Genomic DNA, 17,448 nt, shown 5'->3' with positions numbered 1-17,448 from the left:
GGGTCAGGCGCAGGCGCCGCTGCGGCGGTCGCGGAGCGCGCGCACGACCGCCGCCGCGAGCGTCAGCACGGTCAGCGGCAGCACGAAGTACATCATCACCGCGCTGAAGGCGGGCAGTGCGTCGTGGTGGGTCGCCTGCAGCAGCAGGTAGGCGGTGTAGGCGACGTAGTAGCCGAGGAACACCGCGCCTTCCCAGCGCTGGATGCAGTGGCCGGTGAAGAAGATCGGCAGGCAGGCCACGGCCACCGCCACCATGACCGGCAGGTCGAAGTGGATGGCCGCGGGCCCGACCGGGATGCCCGCCGGCGAGAACGCGGCGGTGATGCCCAGCACGATCAGCAGGTTGAGCACGTTGCTGCCGACCACGTTGCCGACCGCGAGGTCGCGCTGCCCGCGGATCGTGGCGAGCACCGAGGTCGCGATCTCCGGCAGCGAGGTGCCGACCGCGATGACGGTCAGGCCGATCACCAGTTCGCTCAGGCCCAGCGCCTGCGCGATGGTGACCGCCGCGCCGACCATCCAGCGCGCGCCGAGGATCAGCAGCCCGAGGCCGCCGAGCACCATGAGGATGTCGATGGCCCAGCGCGCCGGCGTCCGCGGTGCCTCCACCGCGAGGTCCTCGCCCTCGTCGCCGCCCCCATCGCCGCCCTTGCGGCCGATGCGGATCAGCCACGCCAGATAGACCACCGCCGCCAGCGCCAGGCCCACGCCCTCGCCGCGGCTGATCGTGCCGTTGTAGGCGAGCAGCAGCACCAGCACGGAGCAGCCGATCATCACCGGGACGTCCAGGCGCACCAGCTGGCGCGAGACCACCAGCGGCGCAACCAGGGCGCTCAGGCCCAGGATCAGCAGCACGTTGGTGATGTTGCTGCCCACCACGTTGCCGATGGCGATGTCGGCGGAGCCGCGGTGCACCGCGTCCAGGCCCACCGCCAGCTCGGGCGCGCTGGTGCCGAAGGCGACCACGGTGAGGCCGATCACCAGTGGCGAGAGGCCGGTGGCGGCGGCGAGGCGCGAGGCGCCGCGCACCAGTCCTTCGGCACCGATGAGGAGGGCGACGAGCCCGGCGATGAGGAGAAGGGCGGTCATGAGGGCTCGGAGCGTCCGGACGCGGCGGGCGAGGTCCGCCCGCCGCGCTTCATAGGGGATGCCGCGTCACGATGCCGTGGGCGGCCCGCGGTCAGTGCCTGAAGTGGCGCACCCCGGTGAACACCATCGCGATGCCGTGCTCGTCGGCCGCGGCGATCACCTCGGCGTCGCGCATCGAGCCGCCGGGCTGGATCACCGCCTTGATGCCGGCCTCGGCGGCCGCGTCGATGCCGTCGCGGAACGGGAAGAAGGCGTCCGAGGCCATCACCGAGCCTTCCACCACCAGGCCGGCGTCGGCCGCCTTGATGCCGGCGATGCGCGCCGAGTACACGCGGCTCATCTGCCCGGCGCCGACGCCGACGGTGCGGCTGTCCCTGGCGTAGACGATCGCGTTGGACTTGACGAACTTGGCCACCTTCCATGCGAACAGCAGGTCGGCGAACTGGGCCTCGGTCGGCGCCAGCTTCGTGACCACCTTCAGCTCGTCGCGCGTGACCACGCGATCGTCGGCGGTCTGCATCAGCAGGCCCGAGCCGACGCGCTTGGTGTCGATGAAGCCCGTCGACGCCGGTGCCAGCGGGATGCGCAGCACGCGCACGTTGGCCTTCTTCGTGGCGTATTCCAGCGCGCCGGGCTCGTAGTCCGGCGCGATCAGCACCTCGACGAACTGCCGGTCCAGGATCGCCTTGGCGGTGGCCGCGTCCAGCGTGCGGTTGAAGGCGATGATGCCGCCGAAGGCGCTGGTCGGGTCGGTGGCGTAGGCCAGTTCGTAGGCATCGCCGCAGCCCGCGCCCACCGCCACGCCGCACGGGTTGGCGTGCTTGACGATCACGCAGGCCGGCGCGTCGAACTGGCGCACGCATTCCCACGCCGCGTCGCTGTCGGCGATGTTGTTGTACGACAGCTCCTTGCCCTGCAACTGCTCGAAGGTCGCCAGCGAGCCCGGCGCCGGGTACAGGTCGCGGTAGAACGCGGCCTGCTGGTGCGGGTTCTCGCCGTAGCGCAGGTCCATGACCTTGACGAAGTTGCCGTTGGCCTGGGCGGAAAACGCGCTGCGCACGGGCACGTCGCCCGACGTGTCGGTGATCGCCGACAGGTAGTTGCCGATCGCCGCGTCGTACTGCGCGACGCGATTGAACGCGGCCACCGACAGCGCGAAGCGCGTGGCCGCCGACAGCGTGCCGTCGTGGGCGTCCAGTTCGGCGAGCAGGCCGGGGTACTGGTCGGGCGAGGTCGCCACCGCCACCCGCGCGAAGTTCTTGGCCGCCGAGCGCAGCATCGCCGGGCCGCCGATGTCGATGTTCTCCACGGCCTCGGCCAGGGTGCAGTCGGCGCGCGCGGTGACCTGCTCGAACGGGTACAGGTTCAGCACCAGCAGGTCGATCGGCGCGATGCCGTGCTCGGCCATCACCGCATCGTCGGTGCCCGCGCGGCCGAGCAGACCGCCGTGCACCAGCGGGTGCAGGGTCTTGACCCGTCCGTCCATCATCTCGGGGAAGCCGGTGACCTCCGAGACGTCCCTGACAGCCAGCCCGGCCTCGCGGATCGCCCTGGCGGTGCCGCCGGTGGAGAGCAGCTCGACCCCGCGCGCGGACAGCGCGCGGGCCAGGTCGATCAGGCCGGTCTTGTCGGACACGGAAAGGAGCGCGCGGCGGATCGCGCGGCGGTCAGCGGACATGGGCGGGGCCTTCGCGGAGAAAGCCCGGAATTATACGCCGCCGCTGCGGCGCCTCCGGGCGCCGGGGACGGCTGCGGCCTCAGCCCAGCCCGTAGAGCCTGAGCTTCTTGCGCAGGGTCGCGCGGTTGATGCCGAGGGTGGCCGCGGCGCGGCTCTGGTTGCCGTCGGTATGGCGCATGACCTCGGCGAACAGCGGCGCCTCGACCTCGCGCAGGACGATCTCGTAGAGGTCGTCGATGTCGTGGTCGTCCATGTCGCTCAGGTAGCGCCCGACCGCCAGGGCGACGTAGTCGCGCAGCGACGACTGGCCGGCGGCGGCGTTCGCATGGGACGCGGAACCATCCGCGCCGTTGTGGGCACGTTGAGCGGGTTGGGCGGTCACGGGATCGGGCAACTCCGGTGCAACGGCGACACGAAGCGTCGCGGGTGGACACCCGCAGGCCGACGGCCGGCGGGGGAACGAGTCTAAACCCATCGCGCGCGCGCATGCCACCGTCGGGACGGAGAATTCCGCACCGCCGGAGGCTGCCGCTCCGCCTCCTCCGGCTGGAGCGTGCTGTGCCCTTCGAGATGAGATGCGTGGGCCGTCAGCGGTGCGGCGCCGGCTCCGTGCCGCTGGCGGCCCACCCGGAGGGAAGCGGCCCGGGGCACGCCGATACGGCGTTGCGCGCCTTGCCCAGGCGGCCAGCCTGCGCTGGCGGCGCCTTGTCCCAGCGCACCCCAGACCGCGTCGCACTCACCCCAAAGGGCACGACACGCTCTAGAGGAAGGCGAACTCGAAGGCGACCGCGGCGCTGCCCGGATCCACCACCTCGATGGTCAGGCTGGCCGACTGTCGCGGCGCGAGCGTCGGCCGCGGCGGCTGCGCGCCGAGGTACTCGCGCGGGGTGAAGCGGCGCTGCGCGACGACCTGCCCGTCGAGGTCGGACATGCGCAGTTCGAGCAGCGGCCAGTCCTGCTCGAAGCGCGCGTCGTTGCGGAAGCTCGCGGTGATCAGCAGCGCGTCGGGCACCGATGGGTGGGGGCGGACGTCGCGCGAGGTCAGGCTGAACTGCTGCGGCGCATGCCACGGCCGGAGCGAGCAGCCCAGCGTTGCGCAGATGCGTTCGAGCGCGGGCCGCCAGCGCGCGTCGGCCGCCAGCCGCTGGCGGTCGGCGAGGACCGACTGCGCCACCAGCAGGGGCAGCAGGAGCCCGGCGGCCAGCCACCAGCGCCAGCCGGCGCGATGCGGCGCCACCGCGCGCACGCGGGCGAAGCGCGGCGGTGGCGCCGGGTCCGCCTCGGGCGGGGCCTCGAACAGCACGCCCTGGGCGTGGGCGTCGTCGGCGGGGGCGCGGTCGGATGCCATGCTGGCGGCGAGTCTACGTCAGCCGGTCGCGGCGTTCGCGGCGCGGCGCACGCCGGCGATGCGGATCCAGTCCTCGCGCCGCGCGACCTCGAGCGCGTCGAACCACGCGGCGTAGCGGGCCAGCAGTTCGTCCTCCTGGCCTGCGAGGATCCCGGACAGCGCGATCCTGCCGCCGGGCGCGGTCCGCGCGGCGAGCTGGGGCGCGAGCAGGTCGAGCGCCGAGGCGAGGATGTTGGCGACCACGACCGGGTAGTCGCGCTGCGGCGCGTCCTCCGGCAGCCAGGCGCGGAGCCGGTCGGCCACGTCGTTGCGCGCGGCGTTGTCGTCGGTGGCGAGGATGGCCTGGGGGTCGTTGTCGATCGCGTCGGCGCGCGCGGCGCCGAGCTTGAGCGCGGCGACGGCGAGGATGCCGGAGCCGCAGCCGAAGTCGAGCACCTCGCGGCCGGCGAGGTCGAGGCCATCCAGCCATTCCAGGCACAGCGCCGTGGTCGGATGGGTGCCCGAACCGAAGGCCAGGCCCGGGTCGAGCCGCACCACCGCCGCGTCCGCGTCGCGCGCGGCCTCGGGCAGGTCCTGGTTCCAGGGCACGATGTGCGTGCGCCGGCCGAAGGACAGCGGGTGGAACTGGTCGAGCCAGGCGCGCTCCCAGTCCTGGTCCTCGACGACGCGGAAGGCGGCGCCGCCGAGGTCGAGGCCGGCATCGAAGGACTCCAGCGCGGCGAGGAGGAGGTCGCCGTCGCTGCCCTCGGGGAACAGCGCGGTCAGGCGCATCTCGCCCCACAGCGGCTGCTCGCCGACGCCGGGCTCGAAGATCGCCTGCTCGTCCGGCGCGTCGGCGTGCGCGTCGGTGAGGGTGACCGCGAGGGCGCCCAGGTCCTCCAGGGCCGCTTCGAGGCGCGGCTGGCTGACGTCGGTGCAGGGCAGGCTGAGTTCGAGATAGGGCATGGCGCGTACGTGGCGTCGATCCGCCCGTGACGGGCATCCTGTGCATTCTAGTCCGCCCGCGCCGCCTACCCGCCGGCGCCACGCAAAGGAGCCTGCCGTGCGCATCATCCTCTTCAGTGCCCAGCCGTACGACCGCGAGGCGTTCGACGCCGTCGCCGCGGACTACGCAGTGGACCTGGTCTACCAGCCTGCGCGGCTCGGCCCGGACACGGTCGCGCTCGCGTCCGGCGCCGAGGTGGTCTGCGCCTTCGTGAACGACCGCCTCGACCGGACGGTGCTCGAAGGACTCGCCGCCGGCGGGACGCGGCTGATCGCCCTGCGCTCGGCGGGCTTCAACCACGTGGACCTGGACGCCGCGCGCGCGCTGGGGCTGCCGGTGGTGCGGGTGCCGGCGTATTCGCCCCACGCCGTGGCCGAGCACGCCGTGGCGCTGATCCTCGCCCTGACCCGGCGCATCCCGCGCGCCTACAACCGCACGCGGGAAGGCGATTTCTCGCTGCGCGGGCTGACCGGCTTCGACCTGTTCGGCAAGACCGTGGGCGTGGTCGGCACCGGGCAGATCGGCGCGGTGTTCGCGCGCATCATGCTCGGCTTCGGCTGTCGCGTGCTCGCCTTCGACCCGGTGGCGGACCCGGCCCTGGTCGAGGCCGGCGTGGAATACGTCGCGCTGGACCGCCTCTTCCCCGACGCCGACATCGTGAGCCTGCACTGCCCGCTGACCCCGGGCACCCGGCACCTGGTCGATGCGGCGCGGCTGGCGGCGATGAAGCCCGGCGCCATGCTCGTCAACACCGGCCGCGGCGCGCTGGTCGATACCCGCGCGGTGATCCAGGCGCTGAAGTCCGGCGCGCTCGGCTACCTGGGCATCGACGTGTACGAGGAGGAGGAGGCGGTGTTCTTCGAGGACCTGAGCGACCGGCCGCTGCAGGACGACGTGCTCGCGCGGCTGCTGACCTTCCCCAACGTCGTCGTGACCGCCCACCAGGGCTTCCTGACCCACGAGGCCCTGGACGCCATCGCCCGCACCACGCTGGACAACGTCGCAGCGTGGCGCGAGGGGCGCCTGGTCAACGCCGTCTGAAGCGAGGCGCGGGTGGAGAGGGGCGAAGGGCGAGGAGTGAGTGGAGAGGAGCGAGAGGCGAGTGGACGAGGAGGGGCGGCGCCTCTCCTCGTCGCGCGCCCGTCATCTCCCGCTTCTCGGCCTCATCCCAGGCCGATGGCCTTCTCGCGGTGTTCCTTGAGGCGCTTCTCGAGGTAGTGGATGTTCATGCCGCCGGCCTGGAAGCCCTGGTCGGCCATGATCCGCTGCTGCAGGGCGATGTTGGTCTTGATGCCGTCCACGACCATCTCCGACAGCGCCACGCGCATGCGGCAGATCGCGGTCTCGCGGTCGGGGCCGTGCACGATGAGCTTGCCGATCATGGAGTCGTAGTTCGGCGGGACGCGGTAGCCCTCGTAGATGTGGCTGTCCACGCGCACGCCCGGCCCGCCCGGGGCGTGGAAGTGCCTGATGAGGCCGGGGCTGGGCAGGAAGGTCTCCGGGTCCTCGGCGTTGATGCGGCATTCGATGGCGTGGCCGTTGATGACCACGTCCTCCTGCCGGATCGACAGCTTGTTGCCGGCGGCGATGCTGAGCTGCTCGCGCACCAGGTCGATGCCGGTGATCATCTCGGTCACCGGGTGCTCGACCTGGATGCGGGTGTTCATCTCGATGAAGTAGAAGCGCCCGTTTTCGTAGAGGAACTCGAAGGTACCCGCGCCGCGGTAGCCGATGCGGATGCAGGCCTCCACGCAGACGCGGCCGATCTCGGCGCGCTGTTCGGGCGTGATGCCCGGTGCCGGAGCTTCCTCGACGACCTTCTGGTGGCGGCGCTGCATCGAGCAGTCGCGCTCGCCGAGGTGGATGGCGTTGCCCTGGCCGTCGGCGAGCACCTGGATCTCCACGTGGCGCGGATTCTCCAGGAACTTCTCCATGTAGACCATGTCGTTGCCGAACGCGGCCTTGGCCTCGGACTTGGTCGTGGCGATGGCCGAGTGCAGCGAGCCCTCGACGTGCACCACGCGCATGCCGCGGCCGCCGCCGCCGCCGGCGGCCTTGATGATCACGGGGTAGCCGATCTCGCGCGCGATGCGGGCGTTGGTCGCGGCATCGTCGCCGAGCGGCCCGCCGGAACCGGGCACGCAGGGCACGCCGGCGGCCTTCATCGCCTTGATCGCCTCGACCTTGTCGCCCATCAGGCGGATGGTCTCGGCCTTGGGGCCGATGAAGATGAAGCCGGACTGCTCCACGCGCTCGGCGAAGTCCGCGTTCTCCGACAGGAAGCCGTAGCCGGGGTGGATGGCCTGCGCGTCGGTCACCTCGGCCGCGGCGATGATCGCCGGCATGTCGAGGTAGCTCTGGTTCGACGGCGGCGGGCCGATGCACACCGACTCGTCGGCCATGGCCACGTGCTTGAGGTTGCGGTCGACGGTGGAGTGCACCGCGACCGTGCTGATGCCGAGGGCGTGACAGGCGCGCAGGATGCGCAGCGCGATCTCGCCGCGGTTGGCGATGACGACTTTTTCGAGCATGGCTTGGGACCTGGAAGGCGGGAATGGGGAAGCGGGAATCGGGACGGGCGAGGGTGGAGTGCCGCGGGCGCTACGGTGCGCTGCCGGGCCGGCCGCAGCATCGCTGCAGGTCCCTCTTCCCGATTCCCTCTTCCCAGCTTCGCTGGCATCACCCGATGACGAACAGCGGCTGGTCGAACTCCACCGGCTGACCGGCCTCGGCGAGGACGGCGACGACGGTGCCCGCGATCTCGGACTCGATGGGGTTGAACATCTTCATCGCCTCGATGATGCCGAGGGTGTCGCCGACCTTGACCTGCTGGCCGACGCTCACGAAGGGCGGGGCGTCGGGATTGGGCGCGGTGTAGAAGGTGCCGACCATCGGCGAGCGCACGACCTCGCCCGGGGGCAGGTCGCTGCCGCCCTTGGCGGGCGCGGCCGCGGCGGGAGCGGGAGCGCCGTCCGTGCCGGCGGCGGGTGCCGGCGCCGCGCGCGGGGCCTCGTAGGCGACGGCGACCGGGGCGGCCGCGGCACCCGTCGGCACGCGCGAAAGGCGGACGGACTCCTCGCCCTCCTTGATCTCGATTTCGGCCAGGTTCGACTCTTCCAGCAGGTCGATGAGTTTCTTGATCTTGCGCAGGTCCATGAGGCCCTCGTGGTGACGTGTCGGATGGTGGGAGCGGCGCGCGCCTAGAGCGCGCGGCGGTAGAGCGTGTCGAGCTGGACGGTCCGTGTCCGGGTGTGGTCGATCAGGCAGTCCAGGCGGGCCTGGTTGCGGCCGGAGCCGTCCGCCGCGATGGCGTAGACGGCTTCGCAGTCGTCCTCGCGGAACCGCAGCCACTGCCGCTGGGCGCGGTCGAGCTGCTCCGCGCTGCAGCTGCTGCATGCGCCGGACGCGGCGAATGCCTCCATCTGCGCGAGCAGGTCGCGCACGGCGTCGCCGAGCGCGCGATCCAGGCGTTCGAAGTCCTGCGCCATGCACAGGTCGGCGTCGGCGATGGCCCCGGGGCCGGTGCAGTCCGGTGCGTCGGCGGACGCGGGCCCGCACCACGCGGCCAGGACCAGCGCGAACAGCCACCGGGCGTCGGGCAGGCGGCTCATGCCTCGCCGGGCTCCAGGTGCCGCAGCGCGTGGTCGAGCGCGTGGCGGTAGCCGGTCGCGCCGAAGCCGCAGATCACCGCCACCGCGAGATCGCTGAAGTAGCTGTGGTGCCGGAACGGCTCGCGCGCATGCGGATTGGAGAGGTGCACTTCGACGAAGGGCAGGCCCGTCGCCGCCAGTGCGTCGCGCAGGGCGACCGAGGTGTGGGTGAAGGCGGCCGGGTTGATCAGGATGAAGGCGGTGCCGTCGCCGCGCGCCGCCTGCACGCGCTCGACCAGCACGTGCTCGGCGTTGGACTGCAGGCTCTCCAGCGTGTGGCCCGCCGCCTCGGCCTGGACGCGCAGCGCGGCGTCGATCTCCGCCAGCGTGGCGCGCCCGTACACCGCCGGCTCGCGTTCCCCGAGCAGGTTCAGGTTGGGGCCGTGCAGGACGAGGATCTGTGCCAAGGGTGCGCGGGCGAGGACGGAAGCGCACAGTCTGGGGCCGCGCCCGCCGTACTGTCCAGCATGTTGCGGTCAGATGGGCGGAGTTGGGCGGAGTTGGGTGGGTGTTTGAATGGCAGGGGCCCGGGGGGCTCAGGGCCGGGGCGTGGGCTTGGGGCTTGGGCTTGGGCTTGGGCTTGGGGCGTGGCGGGACGCCAACGCGTCTTCGCTTCCGCGTCTCCTCACTCGCTCCTCAGTAACGCCCAGCGCTCCAGTTCGTCGTGGGTGAAGGGGCCGAGCTTGGTGCGGACGATGCGTCCGTCGGCGTCGAGGAGGACGGAGTAGGGCAGGACACCGCGGGTGTTGCCGAGGCGGACCGAGCTGTCGTCGGGGCCGGCGATCTCCATGAGGATGGGGTAGGCCACCGGCACGCGTCGCAGGAAGTCGCGCACCGCGTCCACCTCGTCCAGCGCGATGCCGATGACCTGCACGCCGTCCGGCTTGCCGGCCTGGGCGGCGGCGAAGCCGGCCAGCAGCGGCATCTCCTCGACGCAGGGCGCGCACCAGCTCGCCCAGTAGTTGATGAGCAGCGGCCGGCCGCGCCAGGCATCGAGGCCGTAGAGCGTGCCGTCGAGGTCGGGCAGGCGGATGTCGGGGGCGAGGTCGCCGCGACCGGCGACGGTCACGCCCTCCGGGACCGGCTTGACCGGCGGGAGCTGGGACGCGCGGCCGAACCAGAGTCCCGCGCCGGCCGCGAGCGCGGCCACCAGCACGACGGGAAGGAAGCGGAGCATGCGCGCGCCGCTCACGGGGCGCCCCCGGCCAGGGCCGCCTCGACCTGCGACTGCGTCAGCACCGTCGGCAGCACGCGGTCGCCGTGCTCGGGATGCAGCACCACGTAGAGCGGGACGCCCACGGCGCCGTGTGCTTCGAGGAAAGCGGTGATCTCGGGATCCACGTTCGTCCAGTCTCCGACCATGTAGACGGCGCCCGCGCGCGCCAAGGCCGCCCGGAAGGCGGCGGTGTCCAGCACGCGGCGCTCGTTCGCCTTGCAGGTCATGCACCAGTCCGCCGTCATGTTGACGAACACGGTGCGCCCGTCGCGGCGCAGGGCCTCGAGCGCCGAGGCCGAGTAGGGAATCGCGCCGTCGGCGCGGGTCGGCTGCGCGAGGCCGCGCTCGGGCGCGGGAAGCCCGTGCACGCGCCACAGCGGCCAGGCCGCCGCCAGCGCGATGAGGAGGGCGGCCGTCCGCAGCACCGGGCGCTCGCGATGGCGCAGGCGCTCCGCCAGCCACAGCCCGAAGGCGAGCAGCAGGGCGCCCGCGAGCAGCCATGCGGTCGCATCCGCGCCGCGCTGGCTGGTGAGCACCCAGGCCAGCCAGGCCGCGGTGGCGTAGAGCGGGAAGGCCATGACCTGCTTGAGCGTCTCCATCCAGGGGCCGGGGCGCGGCAGGTGTGCCGCCAGCGCGGGCACGAACGCGATCAGCAGGAACGGCAGCGCCAGGCCGAGGCCGAGCGCGAGGAACACCAGCATCGCCAGCGCCGGCGGCGCCGCGAAGGCGAAGGTCAGCGCCGCGCCCATGAACGGCGCGGTACAGGGACTGGCCACCACCACCGCCAGTACGCCGGTGAAGAAGTCGCCGGCCGGTCCGGTGCGCCGGGTCAGGGCGTCGCCCACGCCCGCCAGCCGCGTGCCCACCGAGAACACGCCCGACAGCGAGAGGCCAAGCGCGAACATGACGTAGGCCAGGGCCGCCACGACCAGCGGCTGCTGGAGCTGGAAGCCCCAGCCCAGGGCCATCCCGGCCTCGCGCAGCGCGAGCGCGACCGCCCCCAGGGCGGCGAAGGCGACGAGGACGCCGGCCGTGTACCAGAGCGCGCGGGCGCGCGCGGCGCCGCGGCCCTGGCCGCTCTGCGCCAGCGAGATCGCCTTCAGCGACAGCACCGGCAGGACGCAGGGCATGAGGTTCAGTATCAGGCCGCCGCCGAGCGCGAACAGCAGCGCGGCCCACCAGGGCATCGCGGCGCGCGCGGGGGGGGGGGTCTCCCGCACCGGGCCGCCGTCCGCCGCGCCGGCGACCGAGGCCGAGTCCGCGGCCGGCAGGGCCACCTCGACGGTGCGGGTCATCGGCGGATAGCAGATGCCGTCGGTCTGGCAGCCCTGGAACGTGGCCTCGAGCCGGACGGTGCGTGCCGGGCCGATTTCGCGCGCGAGCGGCAGGGCGACCTCGACCTCGTCGAAGTAGACGACCACGTCCCCGAAGTACTCGTCGCGATGCGCGCTGCCCTCGGGCCAGGCCGGCGCGCCGAGCGCGAGGCCCTCGGCGTCGATCAGCCGGAACGCCGCGCGGTCGCGATAGAGGTAGTAGCCCGGCGCGGGCGTGAAGCGCAGCAGCAGCGTGTCGGCGCCGCCGGCGATGGCCTCGAAGCGGAACGCCCGTTCCGGCGCCATCGGGAGGTCGGCGGCGTCGCCGTCCAGCCCGGCCAGCGGCCCGCCGGCGGCGCGGCCGAACACCGCGTCGAGGGCGGCGCGCCCGTCCACGGCGGCGGCCGGCGCGGCCGGCAGGGCCACCTCGACCGTCTCCGTGTGCGGCGGATAGCAGATGCCGATGTCCGCGCAGCCCTGGTAGCTGACCCGGAAGCGGGCGCTGCGCGCGCCGGCCGCGGGCGTGCCGGCGACCGTCGCCACGAGGGTGCCGCGGTAGGTCTCGACCTCGCCGAAGAACTCGTCCACGTGGCGCACGCCGTCCGGCAGCGCGGGCTCCCCGACGATGGCGAAGCCGTCCTCCGCCTGCACGCGGGTGCGGTGGCGATACAGGTAGTAGCCGTCCGCGATCGCCCACCGGAACTCCACCCGGTCGGCGGAGGGCGCCGACGCCGAGAGTGCGAAGGCCTCCTCGATCGGCAGCAGGTCGGACTCGTCGATGGCGAGCGCCGGCAGGGCGGCGGCGCCCAGCAGCAGGGCGAGGAACAGGCGGGTCATGCGGCGGGCGTATCCGTCGTGCGGGTTTCGGCGTGGATCCAGGCCAGGTATCCGGCCAGCCCGCCGGCGGCTTCGACCGCGACGACCTCCGGGAGTTCGTAGGGATGCTCCGCGCGGATGCGTTCCGCCAGCGCCTCGACCCGGTCGGCCCAGGTCTTGATCAGGAGGACCGCCTCCTGCGCCTCCTCGATGCGGCCCTCCCAGCGGTAGATGGAGGTGGCCCCCGGCAGGACCGTCGCGCAGGCCGCCAGCCGCGCGTCCACCAGCGCCCGGCCGAGCGCGGCGGCGGTCGCGGCATCGGGGCAGGCGCAGAGGACGAGTCGTGCGGACATGGCGGGTTCCGGCGCGGGTCGAACCGGCAAGGCTAGCACCCCCGGCGATGGCGCGCCACTCGTCGGCGACCGGCGCGATGGGTGCCGCGGGCCCTTGAAAGCGTCGCCGCGTCCCCCACATCCCGGCGCAGTCACGAAGGGTTCCGGTCCGGGATTCTTCGTGCGTATCATTGGCACTCATAAGGGTCGAGTGCTAACGCGCCCGCCCCTTTGTCCGTTCAATCAATCCTTTACGACTCTGCTGAGGTCAAGAACGATGAACCTGAAGCCGCTGTACGACCGCGTCGTCATCAAGCGCATGGAAGAAGAAAAGGTGTCCGCGGGCGGCATCGTGATCCCTGACTCCGCGACCGAGAAGCCGATCAAGGGCGAGGTCGTGGCGGTGGGTGAAGGCAAGTTCCTCGATAACGGTCAGGTCCGCGCGCCGAAGGTCAAGGCCGGCGACAAGGTCCTGTTCGGCAAGTACTCCGGCACCGAGGTCAAGCTCGACGGCACCGAGTACCTCGTTGTGAAGGAAGACGACATCTTCGCCGTGATCGGCTGAGCGGGTCGGTGAGCCGGTCGCGGGCACAGGGGCCAGCGCCTCTGCCTGCCGACCCCACCCCCTCCCGATCGACGATTCCCATTCCCGCTCTACTCGTTTGAGGTAACAACATCATGGCAGCCAAGGAAATCCGCTTCGGCGAAGACGCACGTGCCCGCATGGTCCGTGGCGTCAACGTTCTGGCCAACGCCGTCAAGGCCACGCTCGGCCCGAAGGGCCGCAACGTCGTGCTCGAGAAGAGCTTCGGCGCCCCGACGATCACCAAGGACGGCGTGTCCGTCGCCAAGGAGATCGAGCTCCAGGACAAGTTCGAGAACATGGGCGCGCAGATGGTGAAGGAGGTCGCGTCCAAGACCTCCGACAACGCCGGTGACGGCACCACCACCGCGACCGTGCTGGCCCAGGCGCTGATCCGCGAGGGCATGAAGGCGGTCGCCGCCGGCATGAACCCGATGGACCTCAAGCGCGGCATCGACAAGGCCGTGCAGGCCGCCGTCGGCGAGCTGAAGAACCTCTCCAAGCCCACCGCCGACGACAAGGCCATCGCCCAAGTCGGCACGATCTCGGCCAACTCCGACGAGTCGATCGGCACCATCATCGCCGACGCGATGAAGAAGGTCGGCAAGGAAGGCGTGATCACCGTCGAGGAAGGCTCGGGCCTCGAGAACGAGCTCGACGTCGTCGAGGGCATGCAGTTCGACCGCGGCTACCTGTCGCCGTACTTCATCAACAACCAGCAGTCGCAGCAGGCCGACCTGGACGACCCGTTCATCCTCCTGCACGACAAGAAGATCTCCAACGTGCGTGACCTGCTGCCCGTCCTCGAGGGCGTGGCCAAGGCCGGCAAGCCGCTGCTGATCGTCGCCGAGGAAGTCGAGGGCGAGGCCCTGGCGACCCTGGTGGTCAACACCATCCGCGGCATCGTCAAGGTCTGCGCGGTCAAGGCGCCGGGCTTCGGCGACCGCCGCAAGGCGATGCTCGAGGACATGGCGATCCTCACCGGCGGCACCGTGATCTCCGAGGAAGTCGGCCTGTCCCTCGAGAAGGCCACCATCAACGACCTCGGCCGCGCCAAGAAGGTGCAGGTCTCGAAGGAGAACACCACCATCATCGACGGCGCCGGTGAGAGCGGTGCGATCGAGTCGCGCATCAAGCAGATCAAGGCGCAGATCGAGGAGACCTCCTCGGACTACGACCGCGAGAAGCTGCAGGAGCGCGTGGCGAAGCTGGCCGGCGGCGTGGCCGTCATCAAGGTCGGCGCGGCCACCGAGGTCGAGATGAAGGAGAAGAAGGCGCGCGTCGAGGACGCCCTGCACGCGACCCGTGCGGCCGTCGAGGAAGGCGTCGTCCCGGGCGGCGGCGTGGCTCTGATCCGTGCGCTCAAGGCCGTCGAGAACCTCAAGGGCATCAACGAGGACCAGAACCACGGCATCCAGATCGCCCGCCGTGCGATGGAAGCGCCGCTGCGCGAGATCGTCACCAACGCCGGCGAGGAGCCCTCGGTCATCCTCAACCGCGTGAAGGAAGGTTCGGGCAACTTCGGCTACAACGCCGCCAACGGCGAGTTCGGCGACATGGTCGAGTTCGGCATCCTGGATCCGACCAAGGTCACCCGCACCGCGCTGCAGAACGCCGCGTCGATCGCCGGCCTCATGATCACCACCGAGGCCATGGTCGGCGAGCTGCCGAAGAAGGACGAGCCCGCGATGCCGGGCGCCGGCGGCATGGGCGGCATGGGCGGCATGGACTTCTGAGTCCGGCCACCGGCTGCACCGCCTACGAAAAGGCCCCGCTTCGGCGGGGCCTTTTTTTTTTGTCGAAGGCGCGGTCGCCCCGGGACGGTGCGAGCCGCCACGTCGGCGACGCGCCTGCCCGTCAGCGCCTGCGGTCGGGCAGCCCGGCCGCCTCGCGCAGGCGCGCGAACTCGGCGGCCAGCGCGACGGGCTGCCAGTGCGCGTTGAGCCCGCTGGGGCTCGGCAGCAGCCATACCCGCGTGCCCTCGAACGGCTCGGGCTGCGGGCCGACCTGGGCGTCGCGTGCGCCCGTGGCGCTGCGCCAGGCGCCCAGGCCCACCACGGCGAGCCAGCCCGGGCGCGTCGTCCTCAGCAGGCGGCGCAGGCGCGCGGCGCCTGCCACGTATTCGGCGGCGGCGAGTTCGTCGGCGCGCGCGGTGGTGCGGGCGACCATGTTGGTGATGCCGAGGCCGAGGGCGGGCAGCCGCTCGTTCTCGAACGGGGAGAAGCGGGTCGGCGTGAACCCCGACGCGTGCAGCGCCGGCCAGAAGCGGTTGCCCGGACGCGCGAAGTGCCGGCCGGTCGCGGCGGAGTACAGGCCCGGATTGATGCCGCAGAACAGCACGGCCAGGCCCGGCGCCACCAGGTCGTCGAGCCCCAGCCCGCGCGCGGCCTCCAGCTCCGCGGGGGTGGGGCGGCGCAGGCCGGCGGCGACGTCGGGATGGCGGGTTGCGGCTGGAGGCATGGCGATGCTGCGGCGACGGGCGCCGCAGCATCGCGGTCCGCGCGCGAAGGCCATGTCCTATAGTCCCCGCCGGAGGGGAGGGACGGCATGACCAAGGCTGGCGACTGCGACATCGCCCTGATCGGCGGCGGCCACAACGGCCTGGTGTGCGCGGCCTACCTCGCCGCGGGCGGGCTGCGCGTGCGGCTGTTCGAGCGCCGGCCGGTGCTCGGCGGCGCCGCGGTGACCGAGGAGTTCCATCCCGGCTTCCGCAACTCGACCTGCAGCTACACCGTCAGCCTGCTCGACCCGGACATCATCCGCGAGCTGCGCCTGGCCGAGCACGGCCTGCGCATCGTCGAACGGCCGTTCGCGAACTTCCTGCCGCTGTCGGACGGACGCGCCTTCCGCCTCGGCGGCGCCAATGCGCAGGCCCAGGTGGCGCGTTTCTCGGCGCGCGACGCCGAGCGGCTGCCGGCCTACGTCGCCATGCTCGAACGCGTGGTCGCCGTGCTGCGCGCGCTGATGCGGCGGACGCCGCCCAACGTCTCGGAACGCTTCGTGCTGGCCGACTGGATCGCCTCGGCCGCGGTCGCCCGCCAGCTGAAGACGCTCGACCTGCGCGGCCGCCGGGACCTGCTCGACCTCTTCGCCAAGTCGGCGGGCGAACTGCTCGACGACTGGTTCGAGTCCGAGCCGCTGAAGGCCGCGCTGGGCTGGGACTCGGTGGTCGGCAACTTCGCCAGTCCCTATACCCCCGGCTCCGCCTACGTGCTGCTGCACCATGTGTTCGGCGAGGTCAACGGCAGGCAGGGCGTCTGGGGCCACGCCATCGGCGGCATGGGCGCGATCAGCGACGCCATCGCGACGGAGGCGCGTGCGCGCGGCGTGCGCATGCACACCGCGGCCGCGGTCGATGCGGTGCTGGTCGAGAAGGGCCGCGCCTGCGGAGTGGTGCTGGCCGATGGCGAGGTGGTGCGCGCGCGGGCCGTGGTCTCGGCGATCAACCCGCGCCTGCTCTACCAGCGTCTGGTCCCGCCCGAGCACGTCGATCCGGACCTGCGCGGGCGCGTCGCGCGCTACCGCTGCGGATCCGGCACCTTCCGCATGAACGTGGCGCTCTCGGAGCTGCCCGACTTCATCGCCGCGCCCGGCACCGGCCTGCAGGCGCACCACCAGGCCGGCATCCTCGTCGGCGAGTCCCTGGCGTACTTCGAGCGCGCCTACTTCGACGCCAGGTCGCGCGAGCACAACCCGGGCTGGGCACGCGCGCCCATCGTCGAACTGGTGATCTCCTCGACGCTGGACGACAGCCTCGCTCCGCCCGGCGCGCACGTGGCGAGCCTGTTCTGCCAGCACGTGAACCCCGAGGTCGAGGGCGGCTGGGATGCGCACCGCGACACCGTGGCGCGGCTCATGATCGACACCGTGGACCGGGTCGCGCCCAACTTCGCGCGCAGCGTGCTCGGCTGGCGGGCGCTCTCGCCGCTCGACCTCGAACGCGAGTTCGGCCTGGTCGGCGGCGACATCTTCCACGGCGCGCTGGGCGCCGACCAGCTGTTCTCCGCACGGCCCTTCCTGGGGCAGGCCGCCTACCGCGGCGCGCTACCGGGCCTCTACCTGTGCGGGTCCGGCTCGCACCCCGGCGGCGGCGTCACCGGCCTGCCCGGCCGCAACGCCGCGCGCGAGGTGCTCCGCGATCTCCGCTGAGGGCGTATTGCAGCGCAGCGTGCGTTGCGCGCGCGGCTCCGGGAGGATGCGGAACAAAGACGTGGGGGAGGGAGAAACCCGTGCCGGCAACGGCACGGGTTTCGTTTTTTTTCCACGCCCCGTCGCCATTGGCACGCATTCACATTGCCTCGCCCGGACGCCGCCGCTAGCGTCGGTCGCGTCCGGTCTGCAGCGGCGCGTCGCGCCGCCAAGCCCCGGCCGGACACGACCTGACGGAGGGTGTCGCGGCGGCGCCTCGCGGTGCCGCGTCGCGTGGCGCGGACAGGGG

Annotated in this window: 17 protein-coding genes; 4 read left to right on the top strand and 13 right to left on the bottom strand. The window is 72.2% G+C overall.

The features are described from left to right. Positions 1–3 precede the first annotated feature (3 nt). From ACFO3Q_RS00730 to prmA, 5 genes are all read right to left on the bottom strand, one after another. Positions 4–1,089 (bottom strand): calcium/sodium antiporter, encoded by a 1,086-nt coding sequence (locus ACFO3Q_RS00730; RefSeq protein ID WP_377002615.1) that lies wholly within the window; start codon positions 1,087–1,089, stop codon positions 4–6. A gap of 91 nt (positions 1,090–1,180) precedes the next feature. After that, on the bottom strand, positions 1,181–2,767 hold the full coding sequence (gene purH / locus ACFO3Q_RS00725) for a bifunctional phosphoribosylaminoimidazolecarboxamide formyltransferase/IMP cyclohydrolase (RefSeq protein WP_377002614.1): 1,587 nt from the start codon (positions 2,765–2,767) through the stop codon (positions 1,181–1,183). A 79-nt stretch (positions 2,768–2,846) separates the two neighbouring features. Beyond that, complete coding sequence (gene fis / locus ACFO3Q_RS00720; RefSeq protein WP_377002613.1) at positions 2,847–3,149, bottom strand: DNA-binding transcriptional regulator Fis; 303 nt, start codon at positions 3,147–3,149, stop codon at positions 2,847–2,849. A gap of 378 nt (positions 3,150–3,527) precedes the next feature. After that, complete coding sequence (locus ACFO3Q_RS00715; protein WP_377002611.1) at positions 3,528–4,115, bottom strand: DUF3426 domain-containing protein; 588 nt, start codon at positions 4,113–4,115, stop codon at positions 3,528–3,530. 18 nt (positions 4,116–4,133) lie between these two features. Beyond that, on the bottom strand, positions 4,134–5,060 hold the full coding sequence (prmA, locus tag ACFO3Q_RS00710) for a 50S ribosomal protein L11 methyltransferase (protein WP_377002610.1): 927 nt from the start codon (positions 5,058–5,060) through the stop codon (positions 4,134–4,136). A 97-nt stretch (positions 5,061–5,157) separates the two neighbouring features. On the opposite strand from prmA, the gene ACFO3Q_RS00705 reads away from it, so the two are divergent. Further along, a complete protein-coding gene (locus ACFO3Q_RS00705) occupies positions 5,158–6,141 on the top strand; it encodes a 2-hydroxyacid dehydrogenase (RefSeq protein ID WP_377002609.1) in 984 nt (327 codons plus the stop codon). A gap of 122 nt (positions 6,142–6,263) precedes the next feature. On the opposite strand, the gene accC is transcribed toward ACFO3Q_RS00705, so the two are convergent. From accC to cutA, 7 genes are all read right to left on the bottom strand, one after another. Then, on the bottom strand, positions 6,264–7,631 hold the full coding sequence (accC, locus tag ACFO3Q_RS00700) for an acetyl-CoA carboxylase biotin carboxylase subunit (protein ID WP_377002607.1): 1,368 nt from the start codon (positions 7,629–7,631) through the stop codon (positions 6,264–6,266). Between the two features lie 148 nt (positions 7,632–7,779). Further along, on the bottom strand, positions 7,780–8,256 hold the full coding sequence (gene accB / locus ACFO3Q_RS00695) for an acetyl-CoA carboxylase biotin carboxyl carrier protein (protein ID WP_377002605.1): 477 nt from the start codon (positions 8,254–8,256) through the stop codon (positions 7,780–7,782). 44 nt (positions 8,257–8,300) lie between these two features. Continuing rightward, positions 8,301–8,711 (bottom strand): lysozyme inhibitor LprI family protein, encoded by a 411-nt coding sequence (locus ACFO3Q_RS00690; protein ID WP_377002604.1) that lies wholly within the window; start codon positions 8,709–8,711, stop codon positions 8,301–8,303. After that, positions 8,708–9,157, bottom strand: coding sequence for a type II 3-dehydroquinate dehydratase (gene aroQ / locus ACFO3Q_RS00685; RefSeq protein WP_377002603.1), 450 nt, complete (start codon positions 9,155–9,157; stop codon positions 8,708–8,710). The genes ACFO3Q_RS00690 and aroQ overlap by 4 nt, the downstream gene beginning before the upstream one ends. Positions 9,158–9,375: 218 nt before the next feature. After that, on the bottom strand, positions 9,376–9,927 hold the full coding sequence (locus tag ACFO3Q_RS00680) for a TlpA family protein disulfide reductase (RefSeq protein WP_377002602.1): 552 nt from the start codon (positions 9,925–9,927) through the stop codon (positions 9,376–9,378). Positions 9,928–9,938: 11 nt separating this feature from the next. Beyond that, entirely contained in the window at positions 9,939–12,116 is a 2,178-nt protein-coding gene (locus tag ACFO3Q_RS00675) for a protein-disulfide reductase DsbD family protein (protein ID WP_377002599.1), read from the bottom strand. Further along, positions 12,113–12,448, bottom strand: coding sequence for a divalent-cation tolerance protein CutA (gene cutA / locus ACFO3Q_RS00670; RefSeq protein WP_377002598.1), 336 nt, complete (start codon positions 12,446–12,448; stop codon positions 12,113–12,115). The genes ACFO3Q_RS00675 and cutA overlap by 4 nt, the downstream gene beginning before the upstream one ends. 256 nt (positions 12,449–12,704) lie before the next feature. On the opposite strand from cutA, the gene groES reads away from it, so the two are divergent. Continuing rightward, the gene (gene groES, locus ACFO3Q_RS00665) at positions 12,705–12,992 is read left to right on the top strand and encodes a co-chaperone GroES (protein WP_377002597.1); all 288 of its coding nucleotides are present in this window, start codon (positions 12,705–12,707) and stop codon (positions 12,990–12,992) included. A 113-nt stretch (positions 12,993–13,105) separates the two neighbouring features. Further along, positions 13,106–14,746, top strand: coding sequence for a chaperonin GroEL (groL, locus tag ACFO3Q_RS00660; RefSeq protein WP_377002596.1), 1,641 nt, complete (start codon positions 13,106–13,108; stop codon positions 14,744–14,746). Between the two features lie 121 nt (positions 14,747–14,867). Here groL and ACFO3Q_RS00655 read toward each other — a convergent pair whose 3' ends face one another. Then, positions 14,868–15,470, bottom strand: a complete 603-nt coding sequence (locus ACFO3Q_RS00655; protein WP_377002595.1) for a mismatch-specific DNA-glycosylase — start codon at positions 15,468–15,470, stop codon at positions 14,868–14,870. Positions 15,471–15,557: 87 nt separating this feature from the next. Between ACFO3Q_RS00655 and ACFO3Q_RS00650 the strand changes: the two genes are divergently transcribed. Continuing rightward, a complete protein-coding gene (locus ACFO3Q_RS00650) occupies positions 15,558–17,159 on the top strand; it encodes a phytoene desaturase family protein (protein ID WP_377002594.1) in 1,602 nt (533 codons plus the stop codon). The last annotated feature ends 289 nt before the right edge of the window (positions 17,160–17,448 follow it).

The organism is Coralloluteibacterium thermophilum (genome assembly GCF_042654365.1).
GTDB classification, from domain to species: domain Bacteria; phylum Pseudomonadota; class Gammaproteobacteria; order Xanthomonadales; family Xanthomonadaceae; genus Coralloluteibacterium; species Coralloluteibacterium thermophilum.
The sequence above is the reverse complement of the archived record's forward strand: the minus strand, read 5'-3'. Positions and strand labels throughout refer to the sequence as shown.

Excerpts from the sequence above, each read along its gene's own strand:
- ACFO3Q_RS00730 (WP_377002615.1), bottom strand. The coding sequence starts at position 1,089 with ATGACCGCCCTTCTCCTCATCGCCGGGCTCGTCGCCCTCCTCATCGGT.
- purH (WP_377002614.1), bottom strand. The coding sequence starts at position 2,767 with ATGTCCGCTGACCGCCGCGCGATCCGCCGCGCGCTCCTTTCCGTGTCC.
- ACFO3Q_RS00715 (WP_377002611.1), bottom strand. The coding sequence starts at position 4,115 with ATGGCATCCGACCGCGCCCCCGCCGACGACGCCCACGCCCAGGGCGTG.
- prmA (WP_377002610.1), bottom strand. The coding sequence starts at position 5,060 with ATGCCCTATCTCGAACTCAGCCTGCCCTGCACCGACGTCAGCCAGCCG.
- accC (WP_377002607.1), bottom strand. The coding sequence starts at position 7,631 with ATGCTCGAAAAAGTCGTCATCGCCAACCGCGGCGAGATCGCGCTGCGC.
- accB (WP_377002605.1), bottom strand. The coding sequence starts at position 8,256 with ATGGACCTGCGCAAGATCAAGAAACTCATCGACCTGCTGGAAGAGTCG.
- ACFO3Q_RS00690 (WP_377002604.1), bottom strand. The coding sequence starts at position 8,711 with ATGAGCCGCCTGCCCGACGCCCGGTGGCTGTTCGCGCTGGTCCTGGCC.
- ACFO3Q_RS00680 (WP_377002602.1), bottom strand. The coding sequence starts at position 9,927 with ATGCTCCGCTTCCTTCCCGTCGTGCTGGTGGCCGCGCTCGCGGCCGGC.
- ACFO3Q_RS00675 (WP_377002599.1), bottom strand. The coding sequence starts at position 12,116 with ATGACCCGCCTGTTCCTCGCCCTGCTGCTGGGCGCCGCCGCCCTGCCG.
- cutA (WP_377002598.1), bottom strand. The coding sequence starts at position 12,448 with ATGTCCGCACGACTCGTCCTCTGCGCCTGCCCCGATGCCGCGACCGCC.
- groES (WP_377002597.1), top strand. The coding sequence starts at position 12,705 with ATGAACCTGAAGCCGCTGTACGACCGCGTCGTCATCAAGCGCATGGAA.
- groL (WP_377002596.1), top strand. The coding sequence starts at position 13,106 with ATGGCAGCCAAGGAAATCCGCTTCGGCGAAGACGCACGTGCCCGCATG.
- ACFO3Q_RS00655 (WP_377002595.1), bottom strand. The coding sequence starts at position 15,470 with ATGCCTCCAGCCGCAACCCGCCATCCCGACGTCGCCGCCGGCCTGCGC.
- ACFO3Q_RS00650 (WP_377002594.1), top strand. The coding sequence starts at position 15,558 with ATGACCAAGGCTGGCGACTGCGACATCGCCCTGATCGGCGGCGGCCAC.